Here is a 15,307-nt window from a genome sequence, read left to right on the forward strand (position 1 = left end):
CGCACAATCCGACGAATGATCGGCCACGCCTCAGGTGGTCAACAGCGAAGCCATGCCCGAACAAAGAGACGAAAATCTCAGGAAAATCCGCCTCGACGGTGCGTTCGACGTCATTGTTCTTGGCGGGGGCATCAACGGCATCGGCGTGTTCCGCGAGTTGGCCCTCCAGGGCGTGCGCGTGCTGCTGATCGAACGCAATGACTTCTGCTCGGGCTGCAGCGCGGCGCCATCGCGCATGATCCACGGCGGGTTACGCTATCTCGAAAACGGCGAGTTCGACCTGGTGCGGGAATCCCTGGCGGAGCGCGACGCCCTGTTGGCCAATGCACCGCACATGGTGAAGCCACTGCCGACGACGATCCCCATCCGCTCGACATTCTCCGGCCTACTGAACGGAGCCGCAAATTTTCTGGGATTGTCCGAAACGCCGTCAAATCGCGGAGCCCTGGCGGTAAAGGCCGGTCTTGCCCTTTACGACTGGACCACCCGCTATCGCCGGGTCCTGCCTCGCCACGTGTTTCGCGGCGCGCGGCAGACCTTTGCCCAATGGCCCGGTCTGGATCCGAAATTGCGCTATTCGGCCACGTATTACGATGCATGGATAAGCCACCCCGAAAGGCTCGGCGTCGAGCTGCTCCTCGATACCGCGCGCCTCGCCCCGCAAAGCGTCGCGTTGAACTATGCGCAACTGTCTCGGGAAGGGGCGGGATTGACCGTTAGCGATGGCGTCGCCGACATGCAGCTGGAGGTCACGGCGAAGGCACTGGTCAATGCCACCGGCGCATGGGTCGATCAATCCCTCGCGCAGCTTGGCATTGGCGTTCCCACCGAGGGCCGCCTTGTCGAAGGCACCAAGGGATCTCACCTGATCCTCGACTGCGAGCCGCTCTATCGCGCGCTCAATGGTCACATGATTTTCTACGAGAACCAGGATGGCCGGGTGTGCATCGTCTTCCCGTATCTGGGCAAGGTGCTCGCCGGGTCGACCGATATCCGCGTGAGCCAGGTCGACCGCGTTCGCTGCGAGCCCGAGGAACTGGACTACATCCTGGGCTCGCTGCGCGTGGTCTTCCCCGACATCGACGTCAAGGCCTCGCAAGTCGTGTACAGCTATAGCGGCATCCGGCCTCTGCCGAAGAGCGATCATGCCTTCACCGGGCGCATCTCGCGAGGGCATTTCGTGCACCGGCTCGACGGCGACGTTCCGCAATTCTGCATGATCGGCGGCAAGTGGACGACCTTCCGCGCCTTTGCCGAACAGACCGCCGACGCCGTGCTGGCCGAACTCGGCAAGCCACGGCTGACTTCAACCCTGGCGCTGGCGATCGGTGGCGGCGAAGGTTTCATCGGCGATGGGGCTGATACGGCCGAAGCACTGGTCAAAGGGTTCGGCATCGACCAATCGCGCGCCGACCATCTGGTCGCGGCATATGGAGCCAATGCCGTCACGGTGATGGCATTTTGCCACGGCCGGGCCGACGATGTCGGGCTTGATGAGCGCACCGAAATCACCGGCGCCGAGATTGCCTACCTGATCTCGAGCGAGTTCGTTGTCGGCTTGTCGGATCTGCTGCAACGGCGCACGTCGCTGGCGATCAGGGGGCAGCTTTCGAGGGAACTGATCGAGCGGGTCGCCACCATTCTCGGGCACGAGCAGGGCTGGAGCGCGACGCGTCGGCTCAAGGAAGTGCAGAGCTTCATCGGCGACCTCGAAACCTATCACGGCGTCTCCGGCGAGACGCTCGACCAACGCACACAAGACAGGAGTACCGCATGCGCCTGAGCACCAAGGCCCGCATGAACCGCATGTTCACGAACGGCAAATGCCTGGACGTGGCTCTGGACCACGGCGTTTGTAACGAGCCGAGCTTTCTGGCGGGTCTCGAAAACATGCCTGATGTCGTCGATGCCCTGATCCGAGCCAGGCCGGACGCGATCCAGATGGCTTATGGCCAGGCGGACCTCCTGCAGGCGCGTCCGGAGCGGGACAAGCCGGCGCTTGTGATGCGCATCGACATGGGCAATCCTTACAATTCCCAGCGCCATCGCGTGATGTGGTCCTTGCTGCAGAATGCCGACGAACCGATCATCGGCGCGCTCGAAATGGATGCCGCATGCGTGGTGGTCAATCTCTTCATGCTGCCCGATGAGCCCGAGCTCTTCCGCCAATGCGTCGAGAATATCAGCCGCGTGCGCGCTGCCTGCCATCGTTATGGCATGCCGTTGATGATCGAGCCGCTTGTCATGCTGCCCAACGATGTGCGAGGCGGCTATCAGGTCGACGGTGACGCCGAGAAGATCGTCACGCTGGTGCGGCTGGCATCGGAGATGGGCGCCGACATCATCAAGGCCGACCCGACCGAGCATGCCGACGATTTCCACAGGGTCGTCGAGGCGGCCAGAGTGCCGGTGCTGGTTCGCGGCGGCGGCAAGGAGGATCTGAAGGTCGTCCTGAACAAGTCGGCGGCGCTGTTGAACACCGGCGCCAGGGGACTGGTCTATGGCCGCAACATCTACCAGCATCAAAACCCGAAGGCCGTCGTTGGCGCCTTGATGGCCCTGATCCACAATGGGGCCAGCGGCGACGAAGCATGGGATATCTACAATCGTGGCTGATCGACAGCGCTATCTGCTAGGCCTCGACGCCGGCAACACAGTCATCAAGGCCGTCCTGTTCGACCTCGCCGGCCGACAGATCGCCATGCACGCGATCGACGGCCGCTCGCATACGCCGCGGCCCGGGCATGTCGAACGCGATCTGAACGAGCTGTGGGCCAACGCGCGCGAGGCGATCCGCAGCTGCATTTCGACGGCCGGGGTTGATGCATCGGCGATCGCAGCCGTCGGATGTGCCGGCCATGGCAACGGCCTCTATCTTGTCGACGCGACCGGCAATCCCCTCCTGGGCATCCAATCGCTCGATACGCGCGCCGCAGACCTCGCAGCATTGCTGGACGCCAGGGCAGGCGATGCGCTGCACGCGATCTGCCTGCAGAAGCCCTGGCCATCGCAGACGCCGACCCTGCTTGCCTGGGTGAAGGCCAATCAGCCAGGACTGTATGCCACCGCGGTCACCGTCATGCTGTGCAAGGACTTCATCACCTTCCGGTTGACCGGAGAGCGGGTGAGCGACATTTCCGATATGTCCGGGGCCGGCTTCGTGCGAATGCCCGAGGCGACCTACGATGACGGATTGCTGGCGCTCTATGGGCTCGAGGATGCCAGGGCAAAACTGCCAAGCCTGCTCGACCCGGCTGACATAGCGGGTTTTGTAACGGCCGAAGCCGCGGCTCAGACAGGTCTTGCAGCCGGTACGCCGGTGATCGCCGGCTACTTCGACGTGGTGTCGAGCGCGATGGGCGCCGGCGTTGTCGGGGCAGGCGAGGCGTCCATCATCGCCGGAACGTGGTCCATCAACCAGGTATTTTCCGAGACGGCGGGGGTCGATGCCGGCGTCTTCATGGTGGCGCGGTTCGGACCCGGCCGCTTCGTCAACATCGAATCCAGCGCCACTTCGGCGGCAAACCTCGAATGGTATGTACGTGAGCTTGTCGAACGCGGCCACCACCATGACGACCCGTTCGGACATTGCAACGCGCAGATCGCCAATGTCACGCCGTCGGCCGACGATCCGATCTTCCATCCGTTTCTCCATGGCTCCCGCCTCGGTTCGGATTATCGTGGCGGCTTCTATGGTTTGGGCGGATGGCACAGGGAAGGCCACCTGCTGCGCGCGCTTTTCGAGGGCGTCATGTTCGAACACCGACGGCATATCGAGGTTCTGGCCAAGGCTGGCGTGACCTTTGACCGCGCCGTCCTGTCGGGCGGTGGCTCGCGCAGTCCGCACTGGCCGCAAATGTTCGCCGATGGCCTCGGCGTGCCGATCACCGTGCCCGAGGCGCGCGAGACCGGGGCGCTGGGCGCGGCGATCGGAGCCGGTGTCGCTGCGGGATTGTTTGCCGATTATGAGGCCGGCATCGCCGCAATGACGCGCCCGCGCTCCGTCTATCAACCCGATCTGGCAATGACCGCGCATTACGACAGGCGCTATCGCCTCTACAATGCCATTGCCGATGCCATGCGCCCGCTGTGGAACGATCTGATTTCGGGGCCCAAGCAGGCATGAGCCAGCGCGCCGACATGGGGACGTTCGACTATGTGATCGTTGGCGCGGGTTCGTCCGGCTGCGTGCTTGCCAACCGGCTGAGCGCCGATCCGGCCAAACGCGTGCTGCTGCTGGAGGCCGGCGGGTCCGACAACTACCACTGGATCCACATCCCGGTTGGATATCTCTACTGCATGGGCAATCCGCGTACGGATTGGTGTTACCGCACGGGTGAGGAGCCGGGATTGAACGGCCGCTCGCTCGCCTATCCACGCGGCAAGGTGATGGGCGGCTGCTCCTCGATAAACGGCATGATCTACATGCGTGGCCAGGCCGCCGATTACGATCAATGGCGCCAGCTCGGCAATCCCGGTTGGGGCTGGGATGACGTCCTGCCGCTGTTCAGGAAGTCCGAGGACCACCAGCGGCTGGACGGCGCGTTCCACGGCCAGGGCGGCGAGCTGCGGGTCGAACGCCAGCGGCTGTCGTGGCCGATCCTTGACGCGGTGCGCGAGGCCGCCGAGGAGCTTGGCGTGCCGAAGGTCGACGACTTCAACACCGGCGACAATTTCGGATCGTCCTATTTCGAGGTGAACCAGAAGGCCGGCTTCCGTTTCAACGCGGTTCGCGCCTTCATCCGCCCGATCCGCCACCGTCGGAATCTCACCATCCTGACCGGGGCGCAGGCAGAGCGTGTGGTGTTGACGGGCCGCAAGGCGACAGGCCTGGAGTTCCGGCACAAGGGCGTGCCGACAAGGGCTTCCGTTGCGGGCGAACTCATCTTGTCCGCCGGCGCCATCGGCACGCCACAGATCCTGCAGCTCTCCGGCATCGGACCGGGATCGCTGTTGCAGCGGCACGGCATCGACGTCCTGCACGACTTGGCCGGCGTTGGCGAGAACCTGCAGGACCACCTCCAGATACGCACCGCGTTCAAGATCACCGGCGCGCGGACCTTGAACGAGCGGCAGGGGTCGCTATCGGGCAAGGCGCGCATCGCGCTGGAGTACGCCTTCAAGCGCTCGGGTCCGATGTCGATGGCTCCAAGCCAGCTCGGCATCTTCATGAAATCCGATCCGCGCTTCGATACCGCAAACGTCGAGTTCCACGTCCAGCCGCTGTCGCTGGAAGCCTTCGGGCAGCCGCTGCACAATTTTCCGGCCATCACGGTCTCCGTCTGCAATCTGAGGCCGGAATCGCGCGGGACCGTGCGCATCGTCTCGCCGCGCTTCGAAGATCATCCGGCCATCGCGCCGAACTATCTCTCGACCGAAAGCGACCGCGAAGTCGCGGCCGGCTCCATTGTCGCCGCGCGCCGGCTGATGGCGACGAGGCGGATGGCCCGCTTCAAGCCGGAGGAGTTCAAGCCGGGCGTGCATATCCAGACGCCCGACGACCTCGCTCGCGCAGCGGGCGACATCGCCACGACCATCTTTCATCCGGTCGGCACCGCCAGGATGGGAGGCGACACCGCCGCCGTGGTCGATCCCGAGCTGAGAGTGCGGGGCCTTGAGGGCCTGCGCGTCGCCGACTGTTCGATCATGCCGACCATCGTATCCGGCAACACGCACGCGCCCGCCGTCATGATCGCCGAAAAGGCGGCGCAGATGCTGCTGGCGGTGCACTGACGAAACAGAGGGCAACAGTGCCGACTTCCTTTCCGGGCGACTGCCCGCCGGTATCGACGCCGCGACGCCAGGCTGCTTCCCTGGCCGTCGTATGGTCACCGGCCGCGCACCTGCACGCACAGGGTTCGAAATAGAGGTCAAGCTCGCCGCCCTTGTTGGCGGAGCCGCGTTCCCTACCGCACGCTACACTGGAAAGCCCGCCCCATTGGGCGATCGCTATGGTGCCGCGGTCGGAGACGATAATGGGTTTGAAGTGGTAGCGGGAGGGCGCTACCGCCTTTCCTCCCACACATCGAACCATCAGTTCCGGCTTCGTTGTCTTGGATGACGATCCATTTGAATACCACTACTCAACGCAGACGTTGGTATCTTGTCCGCATATGCAGGAAAGACAACTGACCCTTGAGGCTGTCGACCGGTTCGCTCGTTATGTTCAAAACGATCTGGCTGACTATGGAGCAAGGATGCCCTGCTGAATGCCGAGTGCTACAAGTTTGTCCGCCAGTGAACCGAGGGTTGAGGAGGCTTTTGCTATCGGGACCTTGCGTCGATCGACATCGGCAGCGGTTACTCCCGTCGTGCGCCAGGTGCCCCCTCGGTGAAGAAATTGTGCAAGAACGGCTGCAGGCGGTCCATGGCATTGGCAAACCGTGACTCGGCGGAGGCCTTGGCCTCGAATTCATCCCAGAGCGCCCGAAATTCCAAGGCCTGGTCCGTCGGAAGCAAGGCGAATATGCGCTCGGCGGCCCTCATTTCCCTGTCGGCTTGATCGCTCAGGCCGACACTGCCGAAGGCGAACGTGTCGCCCGCATCGATCTCGACAATATCGTGTATCAACAGCATTTTGAGGACGCGAAGCAGATCGACGGGCTCGTTGGAATGTTCGACAAGCACCATTGCCATAAGGGCTAGTTCCCAAGTGTGCTCGGCGTCGTTTTCTACGCGGGATTTATCGAGTAGCGGCGTTTTGCGCAGGACCGTCTTGAGCTTTTCCACTTCGAAAATGAACGCAAGTTGCTCCACGAGACGTCTATCGCCGAGAAGCGTCTCCAGATAGTCCGCATTGATTGGTCGCGTCATATCGATAATCCTCAACGAAACGGCTTTCCGACGAGAGTCGAGACACTGCGATGACCCGCCTTCCTGTCGAGACCTAAGGCGGCCCTTGCCAAGGGTTATTCAAAAGGCGCCTGGTGGAAGCCGACCTCCAACTCTATTGCTCGGCGGAAGTTGGCGCCGATGGCCTCGGCCTGTGCCGGGTCGGCGGCATCGACCTGCCGCCGCAGCCAATCGGCCTGGGCCAGAAACTCGGGTTCCGCATGCAGGTCGACCCAGCGCCTCAGGATCGGGTCGCTGATAGTGTGACGCGCGGCGCGCGAGCACCAAGTCGCGTATAGCCACTCGGCCGCCAGCATGATCGCCACGCCATCGTGATAGGTGCCGTCGCGCGCAATGGCCAGCATGCCATCGCGGAAGGCGAGCACCGAGGCGGGCAGGGCGCGCGCACGGTCCTGCGGCGTGATCTTCAGCGCAGCGAAGGTACGCTCGAAATAGCCGATCTGCTCGACCGCGAGCGCCTGCAGCACGCCGGCCAGCCAACGCCGCTCTTCCAGGCCAGGCGCCTTGACCAGCATATGGCCGAAGATTAGCATCGCCGTCTCGACGAAATCGCATTCGTAAATCAGGTAGGCGCGAAAGGCCTGTGGGCTCAGCCTGTCGGCCTCGATGTCGACGACGAAGCGATGCGCCTGCATCTTGTCCCAGACATCGGCGTTTGCTTGGCGGATGCGGTCGGAAAGCCTTGCCTTGGTCATCGGTGTCGTGTTGTCCTTGGCCGTCATGCTGAACGGATCCCGTTTACCTTGTCCATGAAGGCGGCAACCCTATCGCGGTCGACCGCGTTCCACCACCGGCCGCCCTTCTTCAGCGCACTGGCGATGATGACGCCGTCAAGCAAGGGAAGGATCGTGCCGATATTGTCCAGCGTAGTGCCGCTGCCGACAAGCAGCGGCAGACTGGTTGCCTGACGCATGGCCGTGATTTCTTCGACGGTCGCGGCATCGCCAGTGCGCTGCCCCGTGCAGATGACTGCGTCGGCGTCGAAAAACTCGACATCGCGCACGAGCTCGGACAAGGGCCGGTCGGCAACGATGGCATGGGCGCCGTGCTTGACATGTGCATCGGCGAAGATCGCGACATTCTCGGCCGCGATAGCGGCTCGGTAGCGCAGCGCGGTCGCTGCAGCGCCCTCGACGAAACCTTCATTCGCGACATAGGCATTGGCCCACTGGTTGACGCGAACGAAGTTGGCCCCGGCGGTCTTGGCGATGGCGAGCGCCGGCAGCGCTGCGTTGGCAAGCACATTGATGCCGATCGGCACGTCCGTTTTCTGGCGGATGCGATCGGTGATGATGGCAAGCCCGGTCGAGACCTCATGGCCGATCTCATCCGGTTTAAGGAAGGGAATATCGCCGTGGTTCTCGACGATGAGGCCGTCGACGCCGCCGGAGATGTAGGCAAGGCCATCCTCGACAGCAGTATTTATTGAAGAGATAAAATCTCCACGAGAATATCTAGGAGTTCCAGGCATTGGAGGGCAATGAATTACTCCAATAATTACTTGGCTTTTACCAAATATTTTGTTGATTGTGTTCTGCTTTTCGTGCGATATGGTTCCCACAATTTACTCCTGCAGGTTAAGTGATATGTTGTTGATACTTGGAAACGCTACTATCGATGAATCGATGGAGGTCGAAGCGTGGCCGTCGCCGGGCCAGACCGTCCTGGTCGGCGCGCCCAGGCGCGATCTCGGCGGCAAGGGCGCCAACCAAGCTCTCGTCGCAAGCCGGGCCGGAATGGATGTGCGCTTCGTCGCCGCCATCGGCCGCGACGGCAATGGCGACCATATCGCGACCATGCTGGCGGGAGTGGGCCTCGATCCGGCCGACCTGATGCGGGTCGATGCCGACACCGATCGTTCGATGATCTTCATCAGCCGTGAAGGCGAAAACGCGATTGCCAGCACCACCGACGCCGCGCGCGCGATCGGCAGCCGGCAGGCCGACGCCATTGCCGCGCGGCTCGGGTCCGGCGATCAACTGCTGATGCAGGGCAACCTCTCGGTCGATGCCACCAAGGCGGCGCTCGCCTCGGCGCGCCGGGCGGGCGCGACGACGATCTTCAATCCATCCCCGGTGCATGCCGAATACGCGGAGCTTCTGCCATCGATCGACCTCCTGGTGCTCAACGAAGGCGAGGCCGCGGCCATTAGCGGAAGGACTTGTCACGAGGAGGCGGTCGCTGCCCTGCGCGAAGCCGGCGCGCGCACGGTGGTGCTGACGCTGGGCGGCAAGGGCGCGATGTTCGGTTCCGGCGAGGGGACGTTCCACGTGCCGGCCAGGCCGGTTCGCGTCGTCGACACGACAGGGGCGGGCGATACCTTCATGGGCGTGCTCGTCGCCGCGATGTTCAGGGACGCGATGTCGCCCCGCGCGGCCATCGAAGCCGCAAGCGCCGCTGCCGCCATCACGGTGCAGCGCAAGGGCACGTTCACGGCGTTCCCGAGCGCGGCCGAGATCGGCGCGATCCTGCGCGGCTAAAGCAATTCCGGGAAAAGTGTAAAGCGGTTTTCCGTCAGGAATTGCTCCAGGCAGGATCCGCGACCAAACCGGCCGCTTGTGCGACACGGATCTGTCGTGGAACCTGCCTGGATCGTCGAAAGACTTTTGGGACGGATCGTTCATCGCGTTCTTCAACGCTTCCCGCCGCCTCGATCGAAAATGCGCATGTTCAGCCATATCGCGATCAGGATGATCGAGCCGGTGACGATCTGGGTGTAGAAGGCATCGATATGGGCAAGGATCAGGCCATTGCCGATCACCGAGATCGTCAGCGCGCCGAGCACGGTGCCAAGCATCGTGCCGCGACCGCCGGCAAGCGAAGTGCCGCCAAGCACCACTGCCGCGATGACGTCGAGTTCCATTCCGACCGCCGCGTTGGACGAGCCGGAGCCAAGCCGGGCGGCAATGACCAGCGCTGCGAGTGCCGCTGCGCCGCCGCTCCAGACATAGACCGACAGCAGGATCCGCTTGGCCGGCATGCCGACGCGGCGCGCCGCTTCGGTGTTGGCGCCGACCGCGCAGACGCGTCTGCCGTATACGGTCGAGGTCAGCACGACGTATCCGACAACGGCCACCACAAGCCCAAGCAGTGCCGGCAAGGGGATCCCCAGCAACGTGCCGCGGCCGAGCGTCAGGAACAGGCTTGGCGGGATCAGGATCGAGAAGCCGCCGGTGAGCACCAGGGCGACGCCGCGAATGGCCGACAGGCCGGCGAGCGTGACGATGAAGGCCGGAATCCTCTGGTAGGCGATGAAATACCCCTGGAACGTACCGATCAGAGCACCGAGTACGATCATCAGCACCGACACGATCGGCCAGTCCCAGCCGTCCCGCAAAAGGATCGCCGCCACCGCGTTGACCAGCGCGATGATGGAGCCCACCGAAAGGTCGATGCCGCCGGTGGTGATGACGAAGGTCATGGCGACCGCCACGATCAGCGTCGGTGCGGCCTGGCGCAAAAGGTTCAAAAGGTTGCCCGGCGACAGGAAAACGTCGTTGAGCACGGTGAAGAAGGCGCAGCACGCGACCAGGAACAGCGCGATCGACAGCACATGCGCATTGGCTTCGAGAAAGTCCTGCAGGCGCGATCCCTGCTGGCGTTCGGTGTAGAGCGTCATGTGTGATGTCCCTCGCCAACGATCAGGCGCACGATCTCCTCGAGATTGGTCTTGTCCATCGCGCGCTCGGCGACCTTGGTGCCTTCATACATCACGGCAATGCGGTCGCAGACGCGGAACAAATCCTGCAGCCGATGCGTGATGAGGATCACCGCCACGCCTTCGGCCTTCAGCCGCATGATCAGCGCGAGCACGGCCTCCACCTCGGCCACGGCAAGCGCCGAGGTCGGCTCATCAAGGATCAGCACGCGCGGGCCGAACGAGGCCGAGCGCGCGATCGCGATCGATTGCCGCTGTCCGCCGGAAAGCTGCGCCACCTTGGCCGCCACGTTCGGGATGCGGACTTCCAGGCGCTTCAGCATGGCGCGGGCGCCGTCCTGCATCGCCGCTTTGTCGAGGAAGGGGCCGCGCCGAAGCTCGCGCCCGAGATAGAGATTGCCGGCGACATCGATCGTGTCGCACAGGCTGAGGTCCTGATAGACCATCTCCACGCCATTGTTGCGCGCTTCGGCCGGGCCGGAATAGCGCACGCCCTTGCCGTCGAGTTCGATCGAGCCTTCGTCGGGGATATAGGTTCCGGCCAGGATCTTGGTGAAGGTCGACTTGCCGGCGGCGTTGTCGCCGACGATGCCGAGGCACTCGCCCGCCCAAAGGTCGAGATCGACGCCGCGCAACGCCTGGATCGAGCCGAAGCTTTTCCTGATCCCGCGCACGCTGATGCGCGGGGTTCCGTCGCGAGGGATCGAGGCGGCTTTCGCCGCCTCCGCCAGATGCGCGTTCATTGGCTGAACTGCGCGCGGAACTGGTCGAGATTGTCCTTGGTGACGATCGTGACCGGCACCTTGATGGACTTCTCGACCTTGCCGCCGCCGATGAGCGTGACGAGCGATTCCACGGCCTTCTTGCCTTCGCCGGCCGGATCCTGCTGCACGACGCCGACTAGATAGCCCTTGTCGATGGCCGCCACCGCCTGGGCGCTGAGATCCCAGCCGAAGATCTTCAGCCTGTCGGTGCGGCCCTGGCTCTCGGCCGCCGCGATGGCGCCGATCAGAGCCGGCTCGCCGGTGGCATAGAGGGTCGGCAGGTCGGGGCTGCCGGTCAGAAGATTCTCGCCGGCGGCCAGCGCCTGATCCTGGATGTTGCGGCCATCGACGACGCCGGCATTGGTTGCCATGCCGGAAGCTTTGACCACGTCCTCGAATCCCTTCTGCCGCATGTTCTGCAAGTCGGAGTTGAGCGCGCCGAGCACGCCATAGGCTGCCTTGCCGCCAAGGTTCTTCTTGACGTAGTCGACGTAGAAGTCGCCCATCAACTTGCCGGCGGCGTAATTGTCGACCGAGATCTGCACCGCTTGCGGGCCGTCGGGCAAGGCGGCGTCGACCGCGACGACCGGGATGCCGGCACTGGCGGCTGCGCGCACCGCCGGCATGATGCCATTGGTGTCGATGGCGACGATGATGATGCCGTCGACCTTCTGCTGGACGTAGTTTTCGAAGGCGCTGTCCTGTGCCTGGGCGGAGTTGCTGGCGTCGAACGTCAGCAACTTGTCGCCGGACTTGTCGGCGGCCTCTTTGGCGCCGCGCGTGATCTCGGCAAAGAACGAGACCTGCTGGTTGTACTGGATCAAGGCGAAGGTCTTGCCGGCGGCGTGCGACACGGTGGTAAGCGACGTTGCCAGAAGTGCCGACAATGCGATTTTGGTGATGATTTTACGCATGGTGGATAGTTCCCCTTACTGTTGGTTACGGACGCTTTGTTTTTCTTGTTATTGCTTCCCGCGGAGGCCTGGCGACCGACTGTCGCAAGACGAGTTCCACGGGAAGATGTTCGACCACCCCATCGACGTCCTCACCCTTGAGGCCGCGGATCAGAAGATCGACGGCCCGCCGCCCCATCGCTTCAACGGGTTGGCGGATTGAGGTCAGCGGTGGATCGAAAAGGACAAAGGGCGCGATGTCGTCGAAGCCGATCAGCGACAGCTGGTCGGGCACCCGCACGCCCTCGCGGCGGAAGATCTCGAGCGCGCCGATCATGATCTCGTCGCTGGTGACCAGCAGCGCGGTCGCGCCGAGGCCGGAGCTCAGGAAGCGCTCGGCGCAGGCGCGCCCGTGCTCGGGCGAATAGCTGCCGAAATAGATGTCGCGAAGTTCGGCCGGCTCGCCGGATTCCTCGATGGCGCGGCGCACGCCGGCCAGCCGCGCCTGTGTGCTGCGCATGGCCTCCGGGCCGCCGAAGAAGGCGATCTGACGATGGCCCATCTCGATCATATGACGGCCAGCAAGGTAGCCGCCCTGCTCGTTGTCGCTGAACACTTTTGAGCCGCGCACACCGGCGATGTCCTCATCGAGGATGACGATGCGCCGGTTGCTGGAATTGATCGGATCGCGCAGCGATCCGTCATCGGCGTGGTTTGAGACGAAGATGATGCCGTCCACCGCGGTGCGGCTCAGCCGCGCCAGATATTCGCGCTCGCGCTCCTGGGTGTTGAGCGAAGCACAGAGCGTCAAGCCATAACCCTGGCGCGCCGCCTCGCGTTCCACCGCCGCCGCCAGCCTGGCGAAATAGGGGTTGGCGATATCAGGCACGACCAGGCCGAGCGTTTCGGAGCGGCCGAGGCTGAGGCTGCGGGCGTGCGGATTGGGCTGGTAGCCATGCTGCGCGATCGCCTGGCGGATGCGGGTCGCCGTGTCGTCGGGCAGCTGCAGCTGATTGTTAAGGTAACGCGACACGGTGGCGACCGACACCTGTGCGGTGCGCGCCACGTCAGCCAGTCGTGCAACCTTGTCGCTCATTTACGTAACCGGTTTACAAAACGAGGCCACATTAGCAGTTCGAAATGGGTGCGCAAGTCCCGTGTTGGAAATTTTTATGAAGCCAAAATGGCAAGAAATGGCGGAAATGTGAGCGCTTTGCTAAACTTTGAGCGGCAGCAGGCCATCACAAGGCCGTTGACATCTCTTCGAATCCATCAGTAAATGGATTTACTAAATTGGCTTTTCGAATGGGATGAATCGTCGTGGAGATCAACAATCCGGATGTGCTGGCAGAGGTCAGCGAGGCCTATCGGCGGTATGAGCAGGCTTTGCTCGACGCCGACGCGAAAACCCTCGATTGGCTGTTCTGGGACTCCGACATGACGGTACGCTACGGACCGGCCGAGATGTTGCGCGGCCACGCCGAGATCGCCGCCTTCAACGCCCGTCGGCGCCTCAATCCGGAGCGGCGGTTGACGCAGACCATCGTCACCACCTATGGCTCGCATTTCGCCACGGCCTCGACGCTCTACACCGATGTTCCCGAAGGCCAGATCGGTCGCCAGATGCAGAGTTGGGCCAAGATGGACGATGGCTGGCACGTCGTAGCCGCCCATGTCAGCGTCATCGACCAGCCCCAGGGTTTCAGGCCGTGAGCCGCCTTCTGCCTGATCCGCGTCCGGCTGCAGGACTTGGCGCCTTTGTGCCCGGCGGACGGCTCGTCGTCTCCGGCGCCAGCGATGGCCCGCTCAAGGGGCTGACCTTCGCTGCGAAGGATCTCTTCGACGTCGAAGGGCATGTGACCGGCTGTGGCAGTCCGGACTGGGCCGCCAGCCATGAACCGGCGTCGAAGACCGCCGAGGCAATACGCCTGCTGCTTGACGCCGGGGCGACGCTGGCCGGCAAAACCGTCACCGATGAGATTTCGCTCGGACTACTTGGCCGCAACCGTCATGTCGGCGCGCCTGTCAATCCGCGCGCGCCGGAGCGCTATGCCGGCGGCTCGTCCAGCGGCTCGGCCTCGGCGGTCGCCGGCGGCATCGTACCGTTCGCGCTGGGCAGCGACAGCGGCGGCTCCATGCGGGTGCCGGCCAGCTTTTGCGGCATTTACGGCCTGCGGCCGACACATGGAGCGATCCCCACCGCCGGTCTAATGGTCCAGTCGCCATCCTTCGATTCGGCCGGCTTCTTTGCCCCCGAGGCCGAGATGATGGCGCGGGTCGGAGATGTACTGCTTCCGCTGGCGCCCATTGACGTCGTGGACGAGGTGCTGATCGCCGAGGACGCTTTTGCGCTCGCCTCCGACGAGATCCGCGATGCCCTGCGGCCGGGCCTAGCCCAGGTTAAGCGATTGGTTGGCTCGGCCCGTTCGGTGACGATCGCCGAGGAAGGTCTGTCGACCTGGAATGCCTTGCATGTCCATTTGCAGCATCCCGAATTCGCTCGCACCTTCGCGGCCTGGGTGGACGAGGTGGATCCGCGGCTTTCCTTCGATGTCGCCAAGACCATCGCCAATGCCGGCCGGCTACCGGAAGCGGCATGCCGGGAAGCAAAGTCGATGCGCCCGGTTCTGCGCGAGCGAATCGATACGCTTCTCGATCGGCGGCGCATCATCTGCTTGCCAACCACGCCGATCCTGCCGCCGATGCGCAACATCAGTCTGGCTGAGACAGGCGCTGCCTGCGATGCCATTGTCGACCTCACCTGCATTGCAGGATTGACCGGCCTGCCTCAGATCAGCCTGCCGCTCGGCGATGCCGGCGGGCTGCCGGTCGGCCTTTCGCTCATCGGCTGGCGTGGTTCGGACCGCACGTTGATCGATTTCGCCGGACGACTGGCCTTCGCATAGCGAGAGAGGAATGTGCGGCATCGGACTCTGCATTGCGCCGCGGGCCACGGCCGGCCCGTTTGAAGTAGGTTCAGTTGTTGCTCATAGCACGCAGGCACAGTTTCGTTGCGTTTGGTAGCGGCAGGGTTTTGAACCCCCGTAACGAAACACCTTTGTTATCAATCGGTTATTAGGACTCAAGACTGCCAGCCCCGTACTCTTGGCGCAGCTCCAAGAAAATTGATAACAATATCA

14 protein-coding genes are annotated in these 15,307 nt (G+C 63.5%); 7 read left to right on the forward strand and 7 right to left on the reverse strand.

All coding sequences use genetic code 11. The annotated features are described in order from the left end of the window. The first annotated feature begins 52 nt into the window (after positions 1–52). From FFS37_RS18230 to FFS37_RS18245, 4 genes are read left to right on the forward strand one after another with little or no spacing between them, the layout of a single operon-like run. A complete protein-coding gene (locus tag FFS37_RS18230) occupies positions 53–1,783 on the forward strand; it encodes a glycerol-3-phosphate dehydrogenase/oxidase (RefSeq protein ID WP_137932352.1) in 1,731 nt (576 codons plus the stop codon). After that, entirely contained in the window at positions 1,774–2,616 is an 843-nt protein-coding gene (locus FFS37_RS18235; RefSeq protein WP_137932353.1) for a class I fructose-bisphosphate aldolase, read from the forward strand. The genes FFS37_RS18230 and FFS37_RS18235 overlap by 10 nt, the downstream gene beginning before the upstream one ends. Beyond that, positions 2,609–4,126 (forward strand): FGGY-family carbohydrate kinase, encoded by a 1,518-nt coding sequence (locus tag FFS37_RS18240; RefSeq protein ID WP_137932354.1) that lies wholly within the window; start codon positions 2,609–2,611, stop codon positions 4,124–4,126. Before FFS37_RS18235 ends, FFS37_RS18240 begins: the two co-directional genes overlap by 8 nt. 14 nt (positions 4,127–4,140) lie before the next feature. After that, complete coding sequence (locus tag FFS37_RS18245) at positions 4,141–5,733, forward strand: GMC family oxidoreductase (protein WP_137932505.1); 1,593 nt, start codon at positions 4,141–4,143, stop codon at positions 5,731–5,733. Positions 5,734–6,300: 567 nt separating this feature from the next. Here FFS37_RS18245 and FFS37_RS18250 read toward each other — a convergent pair. The 3 genes from FFS37_RS18250 to FFS37_RS18260 form a co-directional block, all read right to left on the reverse strand. After that, the gene (locus FFS37_RS18250; protein WP_232375708.1) at positions 6,301–6,813 is read right to left on the reverse strand and encodes an HD domain-containing protein; all 513 of its coding nucleotides are present in this window, start codon (positions 6,811–6,813) and stop codon (positions 6,301–6,303) included. 95 nt (positions 6,814–6,908) lie between these two features. After that, entirely contained in the window at positions 6,909–7,574 is a 666-nt protein-coding gene (locus tag FFS37_RS18255; RefSeq protein WP_137932355.1) for a TenA family protein, read from the reverse strand. Continuing rightward, positions 7,571–8,413 (reverse strand): BtpA/SgcQ family protein, encoded by an 843-nt coding sequence (locus FFS37_RS18260; RefSeq protein ID WP_137932356.1) that lies wholly within the window; start codon positions 8,411–8,413, stop codon positions 7,571–7,573. The genes FFS37_RS18255 and FFS37_RS18260 overlap by 4 nt, the downstream gene beginning before the upstream one ends. Before the next feature lie 25 nt (positions 8,414–8,438). On the opposite strand from FFS37_RS18260, the gene FFS37_RS18265 reads away from it, so the two are divergent. Next, positions 8,439–9,332: a ribokinase gene (locus FFS37_RS18265; protein WP_269750905.1), complete on the forward strand. Its 894-nt coding sequence runs from the start codon at positions 8,439–8,441 to the stop codon at positions 9,330–9,332. A gap of 152 nt (positions 9,333–9,484) precedes the next feature. On the opposite strand, the gene FFS37_RS18270 is transcribed toward FFS37_RS18265, so the two are convergent. The 4 genes from FFS37_RS18270 to FFS37_RS18285 are packed head-to-tail and all read right to left on the reverse strand — an operon-like array spanning position 9,485 to position 13,263. Beyond that, positions 9,485–10,471: an ABC transporter permease gene (locus FFS37_RS18270; RefSeq protein WP_137932358.1), complete on the reverse strand. Its 987-nt coding sequence runs from the start codon at positions 10,469–10,471 to the stop codon at positions 9,485–9,487. Beyond that, a complete protein-coding gene (locus tag FFS37_RS18275) occupies positions 10,468–11,253 on the reverse strand; it encodes an ATP-binding cassette domain-containing protein (RefSeq protein ID WP_137932359.1) in 786 nt (261 codons plus the stop codon). Before FFS37_RS18275 ends, FFS37_RS18270 begins: the two co-directional genes overlap by 4 nt. After that, complete coding sequence (locus FFS37_RS18280) at positions 11,250–12,188, reverse strand: substrate-binding domain-containing protein (protein WP_137932360.1); 939 nt, start codon at positions 12,186–12,188, stop codon at positions 11,250–11,252. Before FFS37_RS18280 ends, FFS37_RS18275 begins: the two co-directional genes overlap by 4 nt. A gap of 25 nt (positions 12,189–12,213) precedes the next feature. Next, the gene (locus FFS37_RS18285) at positions 12,214–13,263 is read right to left on the reverse strand and encodes a LacI family DNA-binding transcriptional regulator (protein ID WP_137932361.1); all 1,050 of its coding nucleotides are present in this window, start codon (positions 13,261–13,263) and stop codon (positions 12,214–12,216) included. A 224-nt stretch (positions 13,264–13,487) separates the two neighbouring features. On the opposite strand from FFS37_RS18285, the gene hpxZ reads away from it, so the two are divergent. Together hpxZ and FFS37_RS18295 are read left to right on the forward strand one after the other, a co-directional pair. After that, positions 13,488–13,880, forward strand: a complete 393-nt coding sequence (gene hpxZ, locus FFS37_RS18290) for an oxalurate catabolism protein HpxZ (RefSeq protein ID WP_137932362.1) — start codon at positions 13,488–13,490, stop codon at positions 13,878–13,880. Then, complete coding sequence (locus FFS37_RS18295) at positions 13,877–15,073, forward strand: amidase (protein ID WP_210240467.1); 1,197 nt, start codon at positions 13,877–13,879, stop codon at positions 15,071–15,073. Before hpxZ ends, FFS37_RS18295 begins: the two co-directional genes overlap by 4 nt. Positions 15,074–15,307: the final 234 nt, after the last annotated feature.

Source organism: Mesorhizobium comanense, from assembly GCF_005503535.1.
Lineage (GTDB): Bacteria > Pseudomonadota > Alphaproteobacteria > Rhizobiales > Rhizobiaceae > Mesorhizobium > Mesorhizobium comanense.

Bases quoted from the DNA above. Each gene is read 5' to 3' on its own strand.
- FFS37_RS18230 (WP_137932352.1), top strand. From the start codon at position 53: ATGCCCGAACAAAGAGACGAAAATCTCAGGAAAATCCGCCTCGACGGT.
- FFS37_RS18265 (WP_269750905.1), top strand. From the start codon at position 8,439: ATGTTGTTGATACTTGGAAACGCTACTATCGATGAATCGATGGAGGTC.
- FFS37_RS18270 (WP_137932358.1), bottom strand. From the start codon at position 10,471: ATGACGCTCTACACCGAACGCCAGCAGGGATCGCGCCTGCAGGACTTT.
- FFS37_RS18255 (WP_137932355.1), bottom strand. From the start codon at position 7,574: ATGACGGCCAAGGACAACACGACACCGATGACCAAGGCAAGGCTTTCC.
- FFS37_RS18280 (WP_137932360.1), bottom strand. From the start codon at position 12,188: ATGCGTAAAATCATCACCAAAATCGCATTGTCGGCACTTCTGGCAACG.
- FFS37_RS18285 (WP_137932361.1), bottom strand. From the start codon at position 13,263: ATGAGCGACAAGGTTGCACGACTGGCTGACGTGGCGCGCACCGCACAG.
- FFS37_RS18250 (WP_232375708.1), bottom strand. From the start codon at position 6,813: ATGACGCGACCAATCAATGCGGACTATCTGGAGACGCTTCTCGGCGAT.
- FFS37_RS18235 (WP_137932353.1), top strand. From the start codon at position 1,774: ATGCGCCTGAGCACCAAGGCCCGCATGAACCGCATGTTCACGAACGGC.
- FFS37_RS18245 (WP_137932505.1), top strand. From the start codon at position 4,141: ATGGGGACGTTCGACTATGTGATCGTTGGCGCGGGTTCGTCCGGCTGC.
- FFS37_RS18275 (WP_137932359.1), bottom strand. From the start codon at position 11,253: ATGAACGCGCATCTGGCGGAGGCGGCGAAAGCCGCCTCGATCCCTCGC.